Source organism: Flavobacterium sp. UBA5153 (assembly GCA_002413745.1).
Taxonomy (GTDB): Bacteria; Bacteroidota; Bacteroidia; order Flavobacteriales; family Flavobacteriaceae; genus Flavobacterium.
The window spans coordinates 51,401-68,304 of the sequence record DHXP01000067.1; the positions used below are offsets into that span (position 1 = coordinate 51,401).

The window sequence follows — 16,904 nt, forward strand, 5'->3', positions numbered from 1 at the left end:
ATCTTTTAAAAAAACATATGAGCGAGTTCAAAAGACACAATTTTAAGAAACTAAAAATTTGGCAAATGGGAATGGAAATAGCTAAACTAATTTTAGATCTTACGGATACTTATCCAAGTTCTGAAAAATTTGGTTTAAAAAGTCAAATGGATAGATGTTCTATTTCAATGCCTTCAAATATTGCAGAAGGTTCAAGTAGAACGGACAAATCCTTTAGTCATTTTCTAGATATATCGTTAGGGTCTTCTTTTGAATTACAAACACAACTTTTACTAGCAAATCACAGAAAATATATAACCGAAGAATACACCAATTTCATTGAAATAAAAATTGAAGAATTCCAAAAGGCAACTATGTCTTTTCAAAATACTCTAAATAAATAATAATTTTCAAATCAAGGTAGGACGTCTATTATCTATTCGTCTATTATCTCTAATCTTTATAAAAAATGAACGACAAAACTCGCGGTGGTCAATTCATCGTAAAAGAAACTAAATGCGAAGACGTCTTCACACCAGAAGATTTCAACGAAGAGCAAATAATGATGCGCGACTCGGTTAAGGAGTTTGTGGACAAAGAAATTTGGCCCAACAAAAGCCGTTTCGAGAAGAAGGATTATGCATTGACGGAAGAAACAATGCGGAAAGCAGGTGATTTAGGTTTCCTAAGCGTATCAGTTCCTGAAGCTTATGGCGGAATGGGAATGGGATTTGTCAATACTGTTCTGGTTTGCGATTATATTTCGGGAGCTACGGGATCCTTCTCGACCGCTTTTGGGGCGCATACCGGAATTGGGACAATGCCAATTACTTTGTACGGAACTGAAGAACAAAAACAAAAATATGTGCCAAAATTGGCTTCTGGCGAATGGTTTGGTGCTTATTGTTTGACGGAACCGGATGCTGGATCCGATGCTAATTCAGGAAAAACAAAAGCAGTATTGTCTGATGATGGAAAATATTACAACATTACCGGAGGAAAAATGTGGATTTCTAATGCGGGATTTTGTTCCTTATTTATCGTTTTTGCACGTATTGAAGACGACAAAAACATTACCGGTTTCATTGTAGAAAATGACCCAAGTAATGGAATTACAATGGGTGAAGAAGAACATAAATTGGGAATTCGGGCTTCTTCGACGCGTCAAGTTTTCTTTGCCGACACCAAAGTTCCCGTCGAAAACATGCTTTCCGAAAGAGGAAACGGTTTCAAAATTGCGATGAACGCCTTGAATGTGGGACGCATCAAATTGGCTGCCGCTTGTCTGGATGCACAACGTAGAGTTACTTCCGGAGCCGTAAAATATGCTAACGAAAGAGTACAGTTTAATACTCCAATTTCACAATTTGGCGCCATACGTTTGAAATTAGCCGAAATGGCAACTTCCTGTTATGCCGGCGAAAGTGCCACTTACAGAACTGCAAAAGATATCGAAGATAGAATTACGGTTCGTGAAGCTGAAGGTACATCACATCAAGAAGCCGAATTGAAAGGCGTGGAAGAATACGCCATAGAATGTTCAATTTTAAAAGTAGCCGTTTCTGAAGATATCCAAAATTGTGCCGATGAGGGAATTCAGATTTTTGGCGGAATGGGATTTTCTGAAGATACTCCAATGGAAAGTGCTTGGCGAGATGCCAGAATCGCACGTATCTATGAAGGTACAAATGAAATCAACAGAATGCTTTCCGTTGGAATGTTAATCAAAAAAGCGTTTAAAGGTCACGTAGATTTAATTGGTCCAGCAACTAAAGTTCAGGAAGAACTGATGGGAATTCCGTCCTTTGACACTCCAGATTATTCCGAATTATTTGCGGAAGAAAAAGAAATGATTGGCAAATTGAAAAAAGCATTCCTTATGGTTGCCGGTGGCGCTGTACAAAAATACGGCCCTGATTTAGATGCCCACCAACAATTGCTAATGGCATCGGCTGATATATTAATCGAAATTTATATGGCTGAATCTACCATATTGAGAACCGAAAAATTGGCAAAAAAAGAAGGAGAAGATAAAGTACAAGAACAAATTGCAATGGCAAAATTGTACTTGTATAAAGCGGTTGACGTCGTTACCCAAAAAGGGAAAGAAAGCGTTATCTCCTTTGCCGAAGGCGATGAACAACGTATGATGTTGATGGGCTTGCGCCGATTCACAAAATATACCAATATGCCAAATATTATTGGATTAAGAGAAATGATTACCACAAAATTAGTTACAGAAAACGAATACTGTTTCTAATGTAAAGATAGTTTTAACTGATTTAATTTGTTGAAAAAAACCGCTGCTGTTGCCATAAACAGTGCGGTTTTTATTTTATGGGGTAGTATCAAAAAACAAATATGTTGAATGGTAGCCTTTAAGAGATATTATACTTTTTTTGTATAGATTTTACTGGAATAAATGGCAGACCTGCATCACCCTGAGCGCGGTCGAAGGGCAACCGGCTTCAACTGCGCTCAGCCTGACATCAAGAAATAATTACAGTGTTTTCAAAGATTAAACAGTATTAGTTTTAGGCTTAATTTAAAATAGTCCTGTACTTTGAACTTCTGTCTTTAATTTGTTATATTTGGATATATTAACCTCAAACTACGCCAAGCTGGCTGAAAGAAAACCTCCTAGCGACAGGACGATATGACTGATCGCATTTTTAATAAAAAAATGATACACTGTGAACAAAAATAAACACAAGGAGCAAATCAACAGTATTTTGGAAGCCATTGTGCGTTTATCCCAGTTCGACTATTCCCATAAGGCAATAACAAAAGAAGAAGGTGATCAACTGGATGCTATTGCATCCGGTATAAATATGCTGTCAGAGCAACTCAAAGAAATGGTTGACTCAAAAAGAAAACTGGAAGAGAGTGAAAAAAATTTCCGTGTGCTGGTCGACAGCATTCCGGTTCAATCTTACGCTTTAGAGAGCGAATTCAGATTTGTCCATTGGAACAAGACCACTGAAACAGTAACGGGCATCCTAGAGAAAGACGCTATTGGCAAGACTTTTTACGAATTGTTTCCCGATCTAAAAGGAATGCCACTTGATAATGACCATAAGGAGGTATTAACCACAGGCATCCCTAAAAACTCAACCGTCCAATACCAATTTGGAGAAAAACTCCATTATTTCGATATGTCTATTTATCCCTCAGGCAATGGGATAGCTGTTCTTGCAAGGGACATTACCTTTATGAAGAAAACTGAACTAGAAATCAAGGGATTAAACAACAACTTGAAAAAAAAGGTAGAGGAAAGGACTAAACTTTTAGAACAATCCCAGGAAATGGCCCATCTCGGCAGTTGGATTTTGGATCTCAGATCAAACCAACTCATCTGGTCCGACGAGGTGTATCGCATTTTCGGACTACAGCCACAGGAATTTGAAGCCACTTATGAAGCCTTTCTCGACGCGATTCATCCCGATGACCACGACAAAGTTAATGCAACTTATGCAAACTCTATAAAAGAAGGTAAAGACAGCTATGAAACAGAACACCGTTTGTTGAACAAGAGCACTGGTGAAATAAAATATGTATTTGAAAAATGCCATCACGAGCGGGATGCTTCGGGTAACGTTATTCGTTCGGTGGGTTTTGTGCAGGATATAAGCGAACGAAAAAAAGCAGAAGAGTTAATCATTGCTAACAAAGAACTTGCTTTTCAAAACGAAGAGAAAGAAAAACAGACAGCAGAGTTAAGCATTGCCAACAAAGAACTTGCTTTTCAAAACGAAGAGAACGAAAACCGGGCAGCAGAGTTAAGCATTGCCAACAAAGAACTTGCCCATCAAAACTATGAGAAAGAAAAACGGGCAGCAGAGTTAAGCATTGCCATCAAAGAACTTGCCTATCAAAATTATGAGAAAGAAAAAAGGGCAGCAGAGCTGACCATTGCTAACGGTGAACTTAAAAAATCGGAAGAAACCCTCAAGGATTACATAAAAGAAATAAATGACCTTAAACAGGCGTTAGATGAATCGTCTATTGTGGCTATTACCAACACCAAGGGAATCATTAAATACGCCAATGATAATTTCTGCAAAATATCGGGACATGAACGAGAAGAACTAATCGGGCAGGATCACCGTATTGTTAATTCAGGTTATCATTCAAAAGAGTTTTTCCGTGACTTGTGGACAACTATCGCCAACGGAAAAATATGGCACGGTGAAATAAGAAATAAAGCTGGGGATGGGACTTTATATTGGACGGATACCACCATTGTTCCTTTTTTGAACAAAAAAGGAAAACCCTTTCAATATGTTGCAATCCGCATAGATATTACAGAGCGAAAAAAAGTGGAAGAGACTCTGCTTAAAATCAGCGCTCGTTTATCACTTGCCACCCAATCAGGCGGTGTGGGAATCTGGGAAATGGACATCCTAGAAAACAAACTTAAATGGGATGACCAGATGTATCGGCTATATGGTTTGGAAAAAGGACAATTTGGCGGTGCGTATAAATCGTGGAAAAAAGGGCTTCATCCTGATGATGTTCAACGATGCAATGCCGAAGTAAAAGCAGCCATAAAAGGCACAAAGGGTTTTGTTAGTGAATTTCGAGTGATTTGGCCCGATTCCTCTATCCATTATATTAAGGCGATTTCCAAGGTGGAACAAGATGCCAATGGAAAAGCCCTGCGATTTATTGGAACCAATTGGGACATTACGGGCAGCAGACAGACTGAAAATGCCTTGCTGGAATACAAAAACGAGCTCGAACAAAAAGTGCAGGAACGCACCGCTGAACTTTCCGATGCATTTGAAAAAATAAAGGAAGAAGAATCCCGGTTGGCGCACGCACAGAGAATTGCCAAAATTGGCAGTTGGGAATTGGATTTTGCAAGGGACGAGCTGAAATGGTCTGATGAAATGTACACTATTTACAATTGTGATCCAAAAACTTTTAAACCTAGCGTGGAATCTCTTATCTCCTTGTTACTTCCCGAGCACAGGGAGGCCATGAATAACTCGATAATCGAAACCACATCCGGTATTTCACAACCTTCTTTCTATTATTTCATATACAATCCTGACGGCAGTATCAAGCATCTCCAGAGACAGGGAGAAATTATTGTTGATGAAGCAGGAAAACCAATTAAAGCAAGAGGCACGGTACAGGATATCACGGAAAAGAAAATCATTGAGAATGAATTAGAAAAAACAGTTGCTGAACTTAACGATAAGTATAACGAGCTAATGCAGTTTAGTTACATTGTATCGCATAATTTAAGAGCCCCTATTGCAAACATCATGGGTCTGGCTAATGTTATCAGTATGTCAGATACCAGTATGGAAGAAAAACTTGAAATTATTGAACATATTGAAACTTCCGCAATCAAAATGGATGACTTGGTAAGAGATTTGAATATGATTCTTGCTTCCCGTTCCCCTTTGAATACCAGAAAGGAAATGGTTCAAATTCCTGATGTAATCAACAATATTCTCGACACACTTGATAAACAAATTGTAGAATCAGGAGCTAGTATCAAGACAAATATTTCTGATGATGCCAAAGAAATTTTCTCCATAAAAAGCTATATAGAGAGTATCCTGTATAATTTAATTAATAATGCCATTAAATATAAATCTTCCAAAAGAATACTCGAATTAACCATTTCATCAAAAAGAATAAATGACAGCCTGTTAATAAAGGTGTCAGACAATGGAATAGGAATAGATTTAAAAAGATATGGAGAAAGTATTTTTGGTTTGTACAAACGATTTCATATGGAATCGGAGGGCAAAGGACTTGGCTTACACATGACCAAAACACAGGTAGAGACTCTTGGTGGTAAAATTACGGTTGAAAGCGAGCCAGGTAAAGTAACAACCTTTACAATCACATTGCCAATTCAAACATCATTGGATTAAGAGAATTGATTACAACAAAACTAGTGACAGAAAACGAATACTGTTTCCAATTATAAAGATAGTTTTAACTAATTTAATTGTTAAAGAACCGTATCTGTTATCATAAACAGTGCGGTTTTTTTGTAAAAAATTAGATGTCTCCAAAAAAATGCATTTCATTTTAAAAAACGGTCAGCTATTTTTTTAGAATTCTTCTTATTGGGGATGAATAGATACGTTTAAAAATTGAAAATATTTATTTCTTTTTAATTTCAAAAATCTCTTTTTTAATTTCAACAGTATAATCATTTGGAATGATCTTTTTTCCGTGTTCTCTTGAATATACTTTGGTGAATTCTGCTCCAAAATATAAGATTATAGCCGAATAATAAACCCAAATTAAAATGATAATTACAGAACCCGCTGCTCCATAAACTGACGCTACTGTTGAACTTCCTAAATAAAAACCAATTGCAAATTTACCAAACATAAAGAAAAAAGAAGTAAAACTGGAGCCTATCAATGCATCTTTCCAGGCTATATATCCATCAGGTAATGTTTTAAAAATAATCATAAACAAAATCGACGTGGTTGCAAACAATATCAATATGTTAAGTATATAAAATAAATAGATTGTTGAATCAGGGAAGTAAATGATTAAGCGAGAGTTTATAAGATCCATTACAGTATTTACCAGTAAACTTACCAACAATAAAAAACCAACTGACGCAATCATAGAAAAGGACATTAATCTGTTTTTAACAAACTTTATAATTCCTTTATCGGGTTTCGCTTTCAAACCCCAAATAAAATTGATAGAACTTTGAATTTCAGCAAAAACCCCTGAAGCTCCTATTAGCAATATAATTGCTCCAAATATGGTTGCAAATACATTACTATTAGATAATTCGATATTCTTTATTGTTTCCTGAATTTGAATCGCAGCTTCATTACCAACCATTCCATTTATTTGTCCAAAAAATTTTCCGGTAATTGCTTCTCTTCCAAAGAAAAAACCGAAAACGGATAAAATAATAATTAACAATGGGGACAATGAGAAAATAGTATAATAAGACAATGATGCACTTAATTTAATCGCATTGTCATCATCAAATTCACGGTAAGTTGACTTTAATAAAGCCCAACTTATCTTTGCTATTTCTTTGTGTTTCATATTTAAAACTATTTATATTATTCAAAAATAAGTGTCTTGGTTGATTTTCCTTATATTAAAACCATGGTAATCAAGAAAAAAGTGATGCAATTTCTATAAAAGATCTAATGATAATTTACCCAAATTCTTCAGTTTAAATTAATTAAGATTGTTTCTAAAAATACAAATATATTGTTTAAGAATTTTAAATGAATCTTATATAATTCCCACTTCGCAGATTTTTTATAAAAAATCATATTAAATGGAATCAAAATTTTCTTATATTTGAAAGAAAAATATCATGAAAAAAATAATCCTATCTATTGCAGTTATTATTGCGGTTATTATTGGTTGTAAAACCAATATTATTTCTAATCCTGATAAAAAATTAGACATTGTTTTTGAACCGAAAAGCAACAGTAATGTATCCGGAAATGCCACTTTTACAGAAAAAAATGGTAAAGTAACTTTTGTAGCAAAATTAGCCGGACTAAAACCCGGAGTTCATGCTATACATATTCATGAAAAATCAGATTGTTCGGCTGCGGATGGAAGTTCTGCTGGCGGACATTGGAATCCTACTTTCAAAAAACATGGTAAATGGGGAATTGGTGAATATCACAAAGGCGATATTGGCAATTTTATTGCCGATGAAAAAGGAAATGGAACCATTACTTTGACAACTGATGAATGGTGCATTGGTTGCGGAGATGCAACAAAAGATATACTGGGAAAAGGACTAATTGTACACCAAGGCGCCGATGATTTTATTACACAACCTACAGGAAATTCAGGAGCCAGGGTAGCTTGTTCGGCAATTATCAAGTAAGATTCTCGATTTTTTAATAAAAACTGTCTCTTCTCGTTCCAAAAAACGGGAAGAGACAGTTTTTTAATTTTTATTTAATAAAAAAACATAGATTTGTAGCCTCAAATTAAACTAATGATTAACCCTTCGGCAAACGGTTGGATAGATAAATTTTTCTTGAAGCAAAAACCTTTATTGCTTCCTATTGATGTTTATCCAAATATATTTTATAAAAAAGTTAGGGAAACGGGGTTTATATATGGACATATTATTTCTTTTGACACACTTGTTCCAATAGAAACAAAAGGTTGGCTTCAAAATGAAATTTCTAAAGTCGCATTACTCAATACTTTATATGGTATTTATGGATTAACAACACACGAAAACAATCCTGAAAACTTTGTATCAAAAGCATTGGCTTTTTATAACGAAATGAATCCGCAAGGATTTAATTTATTTAAAAAAGTATTGCCCGACAGTTCTCCTTCTTTAAATTTAGAAAAAATAATCGATAGTCGGGTTCAAACCAATATCGCAATCATAAGCAAAAATTTTTCTCACATTGTTACCAATGCCTTGCTTTTTATAGATGTTTTGGCTTTCCGACAATACTTGATTCACGGTGCAATTCCTGAAAAATATTTAAAAAAAATTGAAGAAACCATTGTCAGTATTGTTTCACTTGCGCTGAAAACCAAATCCAACAAATCAAAATATGATGATTTATTGATTAAACTTTTTGAATCGTCCGTTCGTTACAGTAAATTTTCAAAAGTTAATGTCCAAAATCTGGAGGAATTGAAATTAGATTATTTCACAAACGAGTTGGAAAAAAATTACCTGATCGATATGGCAGGAATGGCATTATGGAGTGATGGAATTATCGAAAAAAATGAAGCTTATTTTCTATATAAATTAGCCGAATTGATGACGGTTCCAGATGAATTTGTAGCCGAAAGTATCGAGAAGACAAATGAATTTATTACAAAACATAAAAAAGAAATTCCTTATTTTAATTACTCCAATCCGGTCAAACATTTTTATGACCAAACGACTCAAATCGTTGTAACGCTAATTACACGAAATAAAAACAGATTGATTAAAGAAATCATTCAAAGCAAAGAATTGATGCTGTTATTAGCCTTTTCCACTCGAAGAGATTTGAATGAAAAAGAGAAGAAGAAAGTAAAAAAACAGTTGTTGGATATTTGTAAAACTATCCCCTCATTGACAATATTTATGCTTCCTGGCGGCAGTTTATTGCTCCCTATTTTGATCAAATTTATTCCGACTCTATTACCTTCTGCTTTCAACGAAAATCTTGAGGAAAACGAATAAAAAAAATCGCCCAAAAGCGATTTTTATTTTAAAATTTTAATTGATATACCGTATCTAAATCCTTATTGGAACTTATATTGACATTCAAATCAGTTACAAAACCCGAATTCAAACCATAAACCCAACCGTGTAAAGCCAATTCTTGACCGTTTTTCCAAGCTGATTGTACAATCGAAGTTTTTGCCAAATCAAAAACCTGCTCTTTTACATTTATTTCTACGAAAGCGTTAAAACGATCATTTTCATCAATTATAGAATCTAAATAAACGTTATGCAGACGATACACATCTTTTATATGACGAATCCAGTTGTCAATAATCCCGATAGATTCATTTCCCATCGCCGCTTTTATGCCTCCACAACCATAATGACCACAAACAAGAACATGTTTTACTTTCAAAACGTTGACTGCATAATCCAATACGCTCAACATATTCATATCTGAGTGCACTACCATATTGGCTATATTTCTATGTACAAAAACCTCTCCGGGTTTTGCGCCAATAAGCTCATTGGCAGGCACTCTACTGTCTGAACATCCAATCCATAAAAGCGGTGGCGTTTGACCTTTAGCTATATCTATAAAATAATTGGGGTCTTTTGATAAGGTGGATTCAACCCAATCCTTATTATTGTCTAATATTTTTTTGTAGAAATCACTCATTGATATACATTGATTATATTTTTTCAAAAGTAAAAAATATAATCAATATCCAGACAATAAGAAAAATTGATTTTTATAATTCTTCTTGTTGCCAAGCTTTCATCATCCAAATGGTTTTTGCGACCCAGTTTCGGTTATGCTCATTTCATGATTTTTTATTTTACATAAAGTTACAAAATAAGAAAACTTAATGCTATAAATTAAATTGATTGTTTTTATATTTACATCACAAAATACTATACTATGACAATTACTCAACTTCAATACGTTTTGGCCGTAGCCGAACACAGAAATTTCACACTTGCCGCCGAAAAATGTTTTGTCACCCAGCCCACATTGAGTATGCAAATTCAAAAAATAGAGGAAGAACTTAACGTTCTAATATTTGATAGGAGTAAAAAACCTATTCAACTCACCGATATTGGTCAAAAAATTGTAAATCAAGCCAAAAACATTGTCAATGAGGCAGGCAAAATAAAAGACATTGTAGAATATCAAAAAGGATTCATCGGTGGTGAATTTCGACTGGGAATTATTCCGACGATTATGCCTACGCTATTACCCATGTTTTTGAATAATTTTATCAAAAAATATCCAAAAGTAAAACTCATCATCGAAGAACTAAACACTGATGAAATTATTCACCGTTTAAAAAACGGCCATCTTGATGCTGCTATTGCGGCAACACCATTGGAAGACGAGAAAATAAAAGAGATCGTTTTGTATTATGAACCATTTGTGGCATATATTCCCGAAAATTTTAAAATTTCACTTAAAACCGAAATTGAAATTTCTGATTTAAATCTTGGTGATATTTTGTTGTTGCAGGACGGACATTGTTTCCGTGACGGGATTTTAAATTTATGTAAAAATCAAACCGCCGTTTCCGAAAATACATTTCAATTGGAAAGCGGCAGTTTTGAAACCTTGATAAAACTGGCCGACGAAGGTTTGGGCACTACGCTTCTTCCCTATTTGCACACTTTGGATTTGAAGGAAAAAGACAAATCAAAATTGAGACAATTCAAAGAACCAAAACCGGCACGCGAAGTAAGTTTGATTTATCCAAAAAGCGAATTGAAAATCCATATTATTGATGCCTTAAGAAACACAATTTCAGGAGTTGTAAAAGGAGCTATTACTTTTCAGAATGTTCAAATCATAAGTCCAATTCAAAAGAAATAAAAAAGGAGTCCCGATAGCTCTATCGGGACTCCTTTTTTATTTATATTATTAACATACAATACTTAAATATTGTTGCAGTTCAGGTTTTTCATTAGTGAAATCTTCCAGCCATGTTCTTAATTGTTCTATCTCGTATGGCAACAAACTTTTATTCTCTTTTCTTAATTCTTTGCGAAAAAGGAAAGGATCAAAACTCACTTTTTCAAGTACAAATTTCGTGTGATCATATATCATTCTATAAGACATAATAAAAAGATTTAGGGTTATCTTTAAAAGAACGTAGTATAAAGATAAAACAAAAAAATATTAGCTACAATAAAAAATAATAAAAATAATCAATAAAGTGCTAAAAAATACGTTTATCAACGTTATTTCCGGTTAAAAACAAGAAGTAAGTTGTGAAAAAATATACAATTTTTTTTTTATGGAGGGCATAAACCCAAATACCAATAAAATGGCCATAAAAAAAGGAACCTGTTTAGGTTCCTTTTTTTTATTATGTGTTTACTATTAACAGACATTGTTTTAATTCAGGCTTTTCAATTATAAATTTTAATAACCATTCTCGTAATAGCTCCATTTCGTAAGGTAACAAAGCTTTTATCGCTTTTTCTAATTCTTTGCAGAAAAGTATCGGATCAAAACTCACTCTTTCAAGTACAGATTTTGTGTAATCAAACATTATTTTCGACATACTAAATAAGATTTAGGGTTAGGGTTGAATCTTGGTTTAAACGTATTGTAAAAATACATATTTAATAAATAAAATATAAAATTTAACGTGTTTTTTTATTTTTTATTGCACACAAAAAAATATTTTTAAAATAAACATTTAAGCTTTCTATTCGAAAAATGAAATTAGATTTTTCTAGCTCTAAACATTTCTCTTTTTCCTGGCGGTCCCTCGAGTTTTTCTACTGTGAACCCCACTTCGATCATGCTTCTTTTTACAACCCCACGAGCAGCATAGGTAACTAATACACCATTTGGTTTGAGAGCACTGTACATTTTTTGAAAAATTGCCGTACTCCATAATTCGGGTTGAACCGTATAACCAAAAGCATCAAAATAAATCAAGTCAAATTTATCGAAATCATCTATTTCATCAAAAAACTGCTTTCTTTTTGTAAACAAAAAATCATCTCTTAAAACAATTGGTTCTTCCCAGTTGCTTTCGTGCATTTTTTCGAAAACAGATCTTTCCTTTTCGGCATCCAATTCGGAAACATAATTCATCAACATAACTTCTTCCGCTGAAACCGGGTACGCTTCGACACCAACATAATTTATGGTTTGATGTAGTTTTTGTGATTCTAAAAAAGTGATAAAAGCATTCAAACCGGTTCCAAATCCTATTTCTAAAATGGAAAGTGTACTGTTTTCGAACAGCGAAAGTCCGTTTTTGATAAAAACGTGTTGGGCTTCCTGGATGGCCCCAAATTTAGAATGATAACATTCGTCCCATTCCTTGATATGAATGGTTGTAGAGCCGTCAAGAGTTTGAATTATTTCCCTTTTCAAAATAGACTTAGATATTTTTTAATTGTAATCAGTTTAGATACCGGCCAAATTTAATTAAAAACAAATTAGGTTAAGCCATCAAAAAATCTAATATTTTTATAAATTTCATAAAATTGACTCCCCTTTTCTGAGTTTTTTTCGAATATAAATAAATCTCAGTTAAATGCTATAATTAATGGATTTTTGACAAGGATTTTGTCGATTTTTATTTAATTTTGCAAAACATAAATTTGAATATCATCTCAACATTTTAGGCGCGATCCATTATATAAAATATTTTTAAAACATAATAACTAATTATGAGTACAACCCAAACCAACAAAATTGAAATAATAAAAGCCCCAACTTCAAAAATAAATGAGGTGGATTTTGATAATTTACATTTTGGCGAAGTTTTTACAGATCATTTATTCGAATGTGATTTTACAAATGGTGAATGGCAAAAACCAGTCATCAAACCTTATGCTCCATTTTTGCTGGATCCGTCCGCGAAAGTTTTCCATTATGGTCAAGCCATTTTTGAAGGAATGAAAGCCTACAAAGATGATCAAGATGCGATTTGGCTTTTTAGACCTGATGAAAACTTCAAACGTTTCAATAATTCTGCCACAAGAATGGCGATGCCGGAAGTTCCAGAGGATGTCTTTATGGAAGGCCTAAAACAATTGTTGCAATTAGACAAGGAATGGATAAAAAAAGGAAAAGGAAATACTCTTTATATCAGACCTTTTATGATTGCTACCGGAACTGGAGTAATTGCGAACCCGTCAGATAATTATAAATTCATGATAATTTTGTCTCCTGCAAAATCCTATTATTCAGGTGAAGTAAAGGTGTTAATTGCCGAGCATTTCAGTAGAGCCGCAAACGGTGGTATTGGAGCTGCAAAAGCTGCAGGAAATTATGCCGCGCAATTTTACCCAACCAATTTGGCCAATAAAGCAGGTTTCCAACAAGTGATTTGGACGGATGATGCAACGCATACTAAACTGGAAGAAGCGGGAACAATGAATGTGTTTTTTAGAATAAACGACACCCTTTATACTGCCCCTACAAGCGAGAGAATTCTTGATGGCGTGACCAGAAAAAGTCTTATCGATATGGCCAAAAGAGAAAATATTGAGGTGGTGATTCGTCCGGTTTTAGTGTCGGAACTTGTTGAAGGAGCCAAAAACGGCAGTTTGAAAGAAATTTTCGGAGCCGGAACAGCCGCTGTGGTGAATCCAATTGTTGGATTTTCGTATCAAGATGTTTATTATGAATTGCCGAAAATCGAAAATTCATACGCTTTACAACTCAAAGATAAATTGACAAACATCCAACATAAACTGGCCGAAGATACTTTTGGCTGGACAGTTAAGGTATAGTTTTCAGGTTGTGGATAGCAGGTTGCCGTATGCAAACAGAAATTATTAAAAAGCAGTTTAGAGATGATTAATTTTCATCTTTAAACTGCTTTTTTTTAATACAATCTGACATCTATCTCCTGCGGACTGCCATCTTGAACCTGCTATCTTCCTCCAAGTATTTTCGAGAAATCCGGTTTAAAATAATTCGGACCTTTCATCACCTTACCGTCTTCGCGATAAATAGGTTTTCCGTCTTCGCCTAGTTTGCTCATGTTACTTCGTTGAATTTCATCGAAAACTTCTTCAATTTTATGCTGCAAACCGTGTTCTATAATGGTGCCACAAAGAATGTACATCATATCGCCCAGTGCATCGGCAATTTCTGTTAAATCATTATTCTGTACTGCCTCAAGGTATTCCTCGTTTTCTTCTTTCATCAAATTGTACCGAAGCATGTTTTTGGTTTCACCCAAATCGGCTATTGGAGTTTCACTGTGACCAATGATGAATGCTGTGTGAAATTCTTTGACGGCATTGATTTGCTTTTGCATAAATTTATTTGGTTAAATGAAAGGGCAAATTAGTAACTTTTCCTAAACAAATCCCTAAATTTGCCCAAAATATTTTAAATTATGTTTAGTCAAGGACAATTGCTGTTTGCCGGCTGTTTTTTTGTTGCTTTTGTTATCGCAATGATATATGCCTATAGAAAAGATGCGAAGTTGCATAAAACTTTTTACAAAGGAAATTACAAGATTTTGATTGGTTTTATCCTTTTTATCGTGATTTTGTTTATGATAAAAATATTTTTTAAAAGGTAGAGTTTTTCGTTTTTCGGAATAAAAAAAGGATGCCATCAAGACATCCTTTTTTTGTTTAATAATTGTTCCTTAGTTTTCCAAAGGCAGAAAACCGTATTTTTTAGAGTAATTCAACATTTGTTCTGCGAATGATTTTGGCTGCGTTACTTCAATCGAAATGATGTTTCCTTTTGCGTCTAATTTCGGAACCAAAACAGGATTCACGAAACCGCTGTAGGGAGCAGATGCAAATTGTTTGTTTCTTTCCAATACTTCAGCGTGTAGTTTTTGATCTACTTTCACACCATAATCTTCGACCAAAGCTTTTCCTGATTCATAATCCCCTTCTGATTTTATACGTTGAATTTCACGCAATAATTGTCCAAATAAATTGTGTAGTTTATCATAATCCGTAATGTTGAAATAGGTTTTTCCGTTACGGGTAATTTTTTCAATTACGTTGTCGGCTTTTCCTTTTTCGAAAACCCAGGCACTCACAAACTGACGATTTCTCATATGCGCTTCTTCGATATTTGCACCTGGTTCCAAGCGAATTAATTGGGTCATCAAACCGTTTCGAATGTAACCGTCATAGGATTCCATTCCCAATTTTTTCCAATCGTCAACCAAACCTAATTCCTGTACTTTTGGATTATAAACATAGTACAATCCCACCAAATCAGCTCTTCCTTCTTCGAGAGTTGATGCATAACTTTTCAAGGTTTCTTTCGGAGTCCCCACACCCGGATTTATTTGTCCAGATGCGTGACCTATCACTTCATGCAAAGCGGTATGCAGCTTGTCTCCTAATTCCCCGTATTTTTCTGACAAGGCAATTTCTTCGGCATCATTGGCAAATTCCTTTAATCTTCCTTTTCCTCCTGCTTTTGAATACGAATCTAAAATATTTCCTAAAGACACTGATTTCGAACCATGTTCGGCACGAATCCAATCGGCATTTGGAAGGTTTACACCAATGGGTGTCGCTGGAGAAGAATCGCCGGATTCGCCTGCAACAATAACGGTTTTATACGAAACACCAACCACATTTTTCTTTTTGTGTTCTGGCATTAATGGAGAATTGTCTTCAAACCATTGAGCGTTTTTAGAAATAACCTCCATTTTTTTCGACATGTCAAAATCTTTTATTTGGACTATGCTTTCATACGAACCACGGTATCCCAACGGATCATTATATACTTCGATAAAACTGTTGATGTAGTCAATATTCCCGTCGGTTGCTTGCAGCCAAGCAATGTTATAATCATCCCAAGTTTTTAAACTTCCCGTTTGGTAATAGCTAATCAATAATCCCAAAGCAACAGCTTGATTTTTGTTTTCGGCTACACTTTTTGCTTTTCCCAACCAATAAATGATTTTATCGATAGCCGCACCATACATACCGTCACTTTTCCAAATTTTTTCTTCCAACTGTCCTTTTGCATTACGAACTAATTTAGAATTTAAACCAAAAGAATATGGTTTTTTGGCATCAGGACTTGTTTTCTTCGCATAGAAATCTTCGGCCTCTTTTGCGGTAATTCCCTTGCCATAAAAATTAATTGCAGAACCTTCCAACAGTCCTTTTGATTCATCAAGATTTACTTTTTTGGTATCGACATCATTAAAAATAACATCGGTAATTTCTGGTGACAAATTGGTTTTAGTAGCTTTTGTCAAACTAATGAAATATTCTTTTGAAAAGTCAGGTTTGATTTTAGCCGACGAATAATGGTGGTGAATTCCATTGGCAAACCAAACTCTTTTTAGATATATTTCAAAGTTTTTCCAGTCAGCTGTTGTTTTGTCTCCTTTATAATTTACATATATATTTTCGAGTGCTTTTCTAATTTTCAGGTTGTATTTATAATGCTGGTCCCAAATTATATCACGCCCTGAAGTTCCCGCTTGAGTGAGATAATATACTAATTTCTGCTCTTTTAGCGTTAGATTTTCCCAACCAGGAATTTGATAACGCAATACTTTTATGTCGGAAAATTGTTCTGCAACATAATCAAAGGGGGATTTTTCGGAAACTTTTACATTGGTAGTTTTTGTTATTTGTGCATTACAAATAAAAGAAAACCCAACAGCCATAAAAATACCTGTAATTTTAAGTAATTTCATTATTAGTTATATTTAGTTATTTTATAAATTATTATTCAACAAATATAAGTATTCTTTAAACATACAATAAATAACACCCCTAATTTAGAATCAAATTCGATAATAAT

Annotated in this window: 14 protein-coding genes; 7 read left to right on the top strand and 7 right to left on the bottom strand. The window is 34.3% G+C overall.

Going from position 1 to position 16,904, the window contains the following annotated elements:
* The first annotated feature begins 17 nt into the window (after window positions 1-17).
* The 3 genes from B2145_RS13400 to B2145_RS13410 all read left to right on the top strand — a co-directional run bounded on the left by B2145_RS13400 (window position 18) and on the right by B2145_RS13410 (window position 5,873).
* Window positions 18-383 carry a four helix bundle protein gene (locus B2145_RS13400; protein ID WP_291103167.1) on the top strand — a complete coding sequence of 122 codons (366 nt, stop codon included), beginning with the start codon at window positions 18-20 and terminating at the stop codon, window positions 381-383.
* A 65-nt stretch (window positions 384-448) separates the two neighbouring features.
* Entirely contained in the window at window positions 449-2,239 is a 1,791-nt protein-coding gene (locus B2145_RS13405; protein WP_291103169.1) for an acyl-CoA dehydrogenase family protein, read from the top strand.
* Between the two features lie 433 nt (window positions 2,240-2,672).
* On the top strand, window positions 2,673-5,873 hold the full coding sequence (locus tag B2145_RS13410) for a PAS domain-containing sensor histidine kinase (protein WP_291103172.1): 3,201 nt from the start codon (window positions 2,673-2,675) through the stop codon (window positions 5,871-5,873).
* Window positions 5,874-6,108: 235 nt separating this feature from the next.
* Here B2145_RS13410 and B2145_RS13415 read toward each other — a convergent pair whose 3' ends face one another.
* A complete protein-coding gene (locus B2145_RS13415) occupies window positions 6,109-7,026 on the bottom strand; it encodes a YihY/virulence factor BrkB family protein (RefSeq protein ID WP_291103174.1) in 918 nt (305 codons plus the stop codon).
* A gap of 280 nt (window positions 7,027-7,306) precedes the next feature.
* Here B2145_RS13415 and B2145_RS13420 point away from each other — a divergent pair, with 280 nt between their 5' ends.
* On the top strand, window positions 7,307-7,834 hold the full coding sequence (locus tag B2145_RS13420) for a superoxide dismutase family protein (protein WP_291103176.1): 528 nt from the start codon (window positions 7,307-7,309) through the stop codon (window positions 7,832-7,834).
* A 114-nt stretch (window positions 7,835-7,948) separates the two neighbouring features.
* Complete coding sequence (locus tag B2145_RS13425) at window positions 7,949-9,151, top strand: LETM1-related biofilm-associated protein (protein WP_291103179.1); 1,203 nt, start codon at window positions 7,949-7,951, stop codon at window positions 9,149-9,151.
* A 28-nt stretch (window positions 9,152-9,179) separates the two neighbouring features.
* Here B2145_RS13425 and can read toward each other — a convergent pair whose 3' ends face one another.
* A complete protein-coding gene (gene can, locus B2145_RS13430; protein WP_291103181.1) occupies window positions 9,180-9,815 on the bottom strand; it encodes a carbonate dehydratase in 636 nt (211 codons plus the stop codon).
* Between the two features lie 243 nt (window positions 9,816-10,058).
* Here can and B2145_RS13435 point away from each other — a divergent pair, with 243 nt between their 5' ends.
* Window positions 10,059-11,000, top strand: a complete 942-nt coding sequence (locus B2145_RS13435) for a LysR substrate-binding domain-containing protein (protein WP_291103183.1) — start codon at window positions 10,059-10,061, stop codon at window positions 10,998-11,000.
* Window positions 11,001-11,048: 48 nt separating this feature from the next.
* Here B2145_RS13435 and B2145_RS13440 read toward each other — a convergent pair whose 3' ends face one another.
* From B2145_RS13440 to mnmD, 3 genes are all read right to left on the bottom strand, one after another.
* The gene (locus tag B2145_RS13440) at window positions 11,049-11,246 is read right to left on the bottom strand and encodes a hypothetical protein (RefSeq protein WP_291103185.1); all 198 of its coding nucleotides are present in this window, start codon (window positions 11,244-11,246) and stop codon (window positions 11,049-11,051) included.
* Between the two features lie 250 nt (window positions 11,247-11,496).
* Window positions 11,497-11,694, bottom strand: coding sequence for a hypothetical protein (locus B2145_RS13445; protein ID WP_291103187.1), 198 nt, complete (start codon window positions 11,692-11,694; stop codon window positions 11,497-11,499).
* 164 nt (window positions 11,695-11,858) lie between these two features.
* On the bottom strand, window positions 11,859-12,521 hold the full coding sequence (mnmD, locus tag B2145_RS13450) for a tRNA (5-methylaminomethyl-2-thiouridine)(34)-methyltransferase MnmD (protein WP_291103190.1): 663 nt from the start codon (window positions 12,519-12,521) through the stop codon (window positions 11,859-11,861).
* Window positions 12,522-12,820: 299 nt separating this feature from the next.
* Here mnmD and B2145_RS13455 point away from each other — a divergent pair, with 299 nt between their 5' ends.
* Window positions 12,821-13,888 (top strand): branched-chain amino acid aminotransferase, encoded by a 1,068-nt coding sequence (locus tag B2145_RS13455; protein WP_291103192.1) that lies wholly within the window; start codon window positions 12,821-12,823, stop codon window positions 13,886-13,888.
* Between the two features lie 143 nt (window positions 13,889-14,031).
* On the opposite strand, the gene B2145_RS13460 is transcribed toward B2145_RS13455, so the two are convergent.
* Both B2145_RS13460 and B2145_RS13470 read right to left on the bottom strand, forming a co-directional pair.
* A complete protein-coding gene (locus B2145_RS13460; RefSeq protein ID WP_291103195.1) occupies window positions 14,032-14,421 on the bottom strand; it encodes a nucleoside triphosphate pyrophosphohydrolase family protein in 390 nt (129 codons plus the stop codon).
* Between the two features lie 339 nt (window positions 14,422-14,760).
* The gene (locus tag B2145_RS13470; protein ID WP_291103200.1) at window positions 14,761-16,797 is read right to left on the bottom strand and encodes a dipeptidyl-peptidase 3 family protein; all 2,037 of its coding nucleotides are present in this window, start codon (window positions 16,795-16,797) and stop codon (window positions 14,761-14,763) included.
* Window positions 16,798-16,904 lie beyond the last annotated feature (107 nt).

What these genes read in the sequence shown, in the direction of transcription:
- B2145_RS13420 (WP_291103176.1), top strand. Translation starts at nt 7,307, where the DNA reads ATGAAAAAAATAATCCTATCTATTGCAGTTATTATTGCGGTTATTATT.
- can (WP_291103181.1), bottom strand. Translation starts at nt 9,815, where the DNA reads ATGAGTGATTTCTACAAAAAAATATTAGACAATAATAAGGATTGGGTT.
- B2145_RS13445 (WP_291103187.1), bottom strand. Translation starts at nt 11,694, where the DNA reads ATGTCGAAAATAATGTTTGATTACACAAAATCTGTACTTGAAAGAGTG.
- B2145_RS13470 (WP_291103200.1), bottom strand. Translation starts at nt 16,797, where the DNA reads ATGAAATTACTTAAAATTACAGGTATTTTTATGGCTGTTGGGTTTTCT.
- B2145_RS13415 (WP_291103174.1), bottom strand. Translation starts at nt 7,026, where the DNA reads ATGAAACACAAAGAAATAGCAAAGATAAGTTGGGCTTTATTAAAGTCA.
- B2145_RS13400 (WP_291103167.1), top strand. Translation starts at nt 18, where the DNA reads ATGAGCGAGTTCAAAAGACACAATTTTAAGAAACTAAAAATTTGGCAA.
- B2145_RS13460 (WP_291103195.1), bottom strand. Translation starts at nt 14,421, where the DNA reads ATGCAAAAGCAAATCAATGCCGTCAAAGAATTTCACACAGCATTCATC.
- B2145_RS13405 (WP_291103169.1), top strand. Translation starts at nt 449, where the DNA reads ATGAACGACAAAACTCGCGGTGGTCAATTCATCGTAAAAGAAACTAAA.
- B2145_RS13455 (WP_291103192.1), top strand. Translation starts at nt 12,821, where the DNA reads ATGAGTACAACCCAAACCAACAAAATTGAAATAATAAAAGCCCCAACT.
- B2145_RS13425 (WP_291103179.1), top strand. Translation starts at nt 7,949, where the DNA reads ATGATTAACCCTTCGGCAAACGGTTGGATAGATAAATTTTTCTTGAAG.
- B2145_RS13435 (WP_291103183.1), top strand. Translation starts at nt 10,059, where the DNA reads ATGACAATTACTCAACTTCAATACGTTTTGGCCGTAGCCGAACACAGA.
- B2145_RS13440 (WP_291103185.1), bottom strand. Translation starts at nt 11,246, where the DNA reads ATGTCTTATAGAATGATATATGATCACACGAAATTTGTACTTGAAAAA.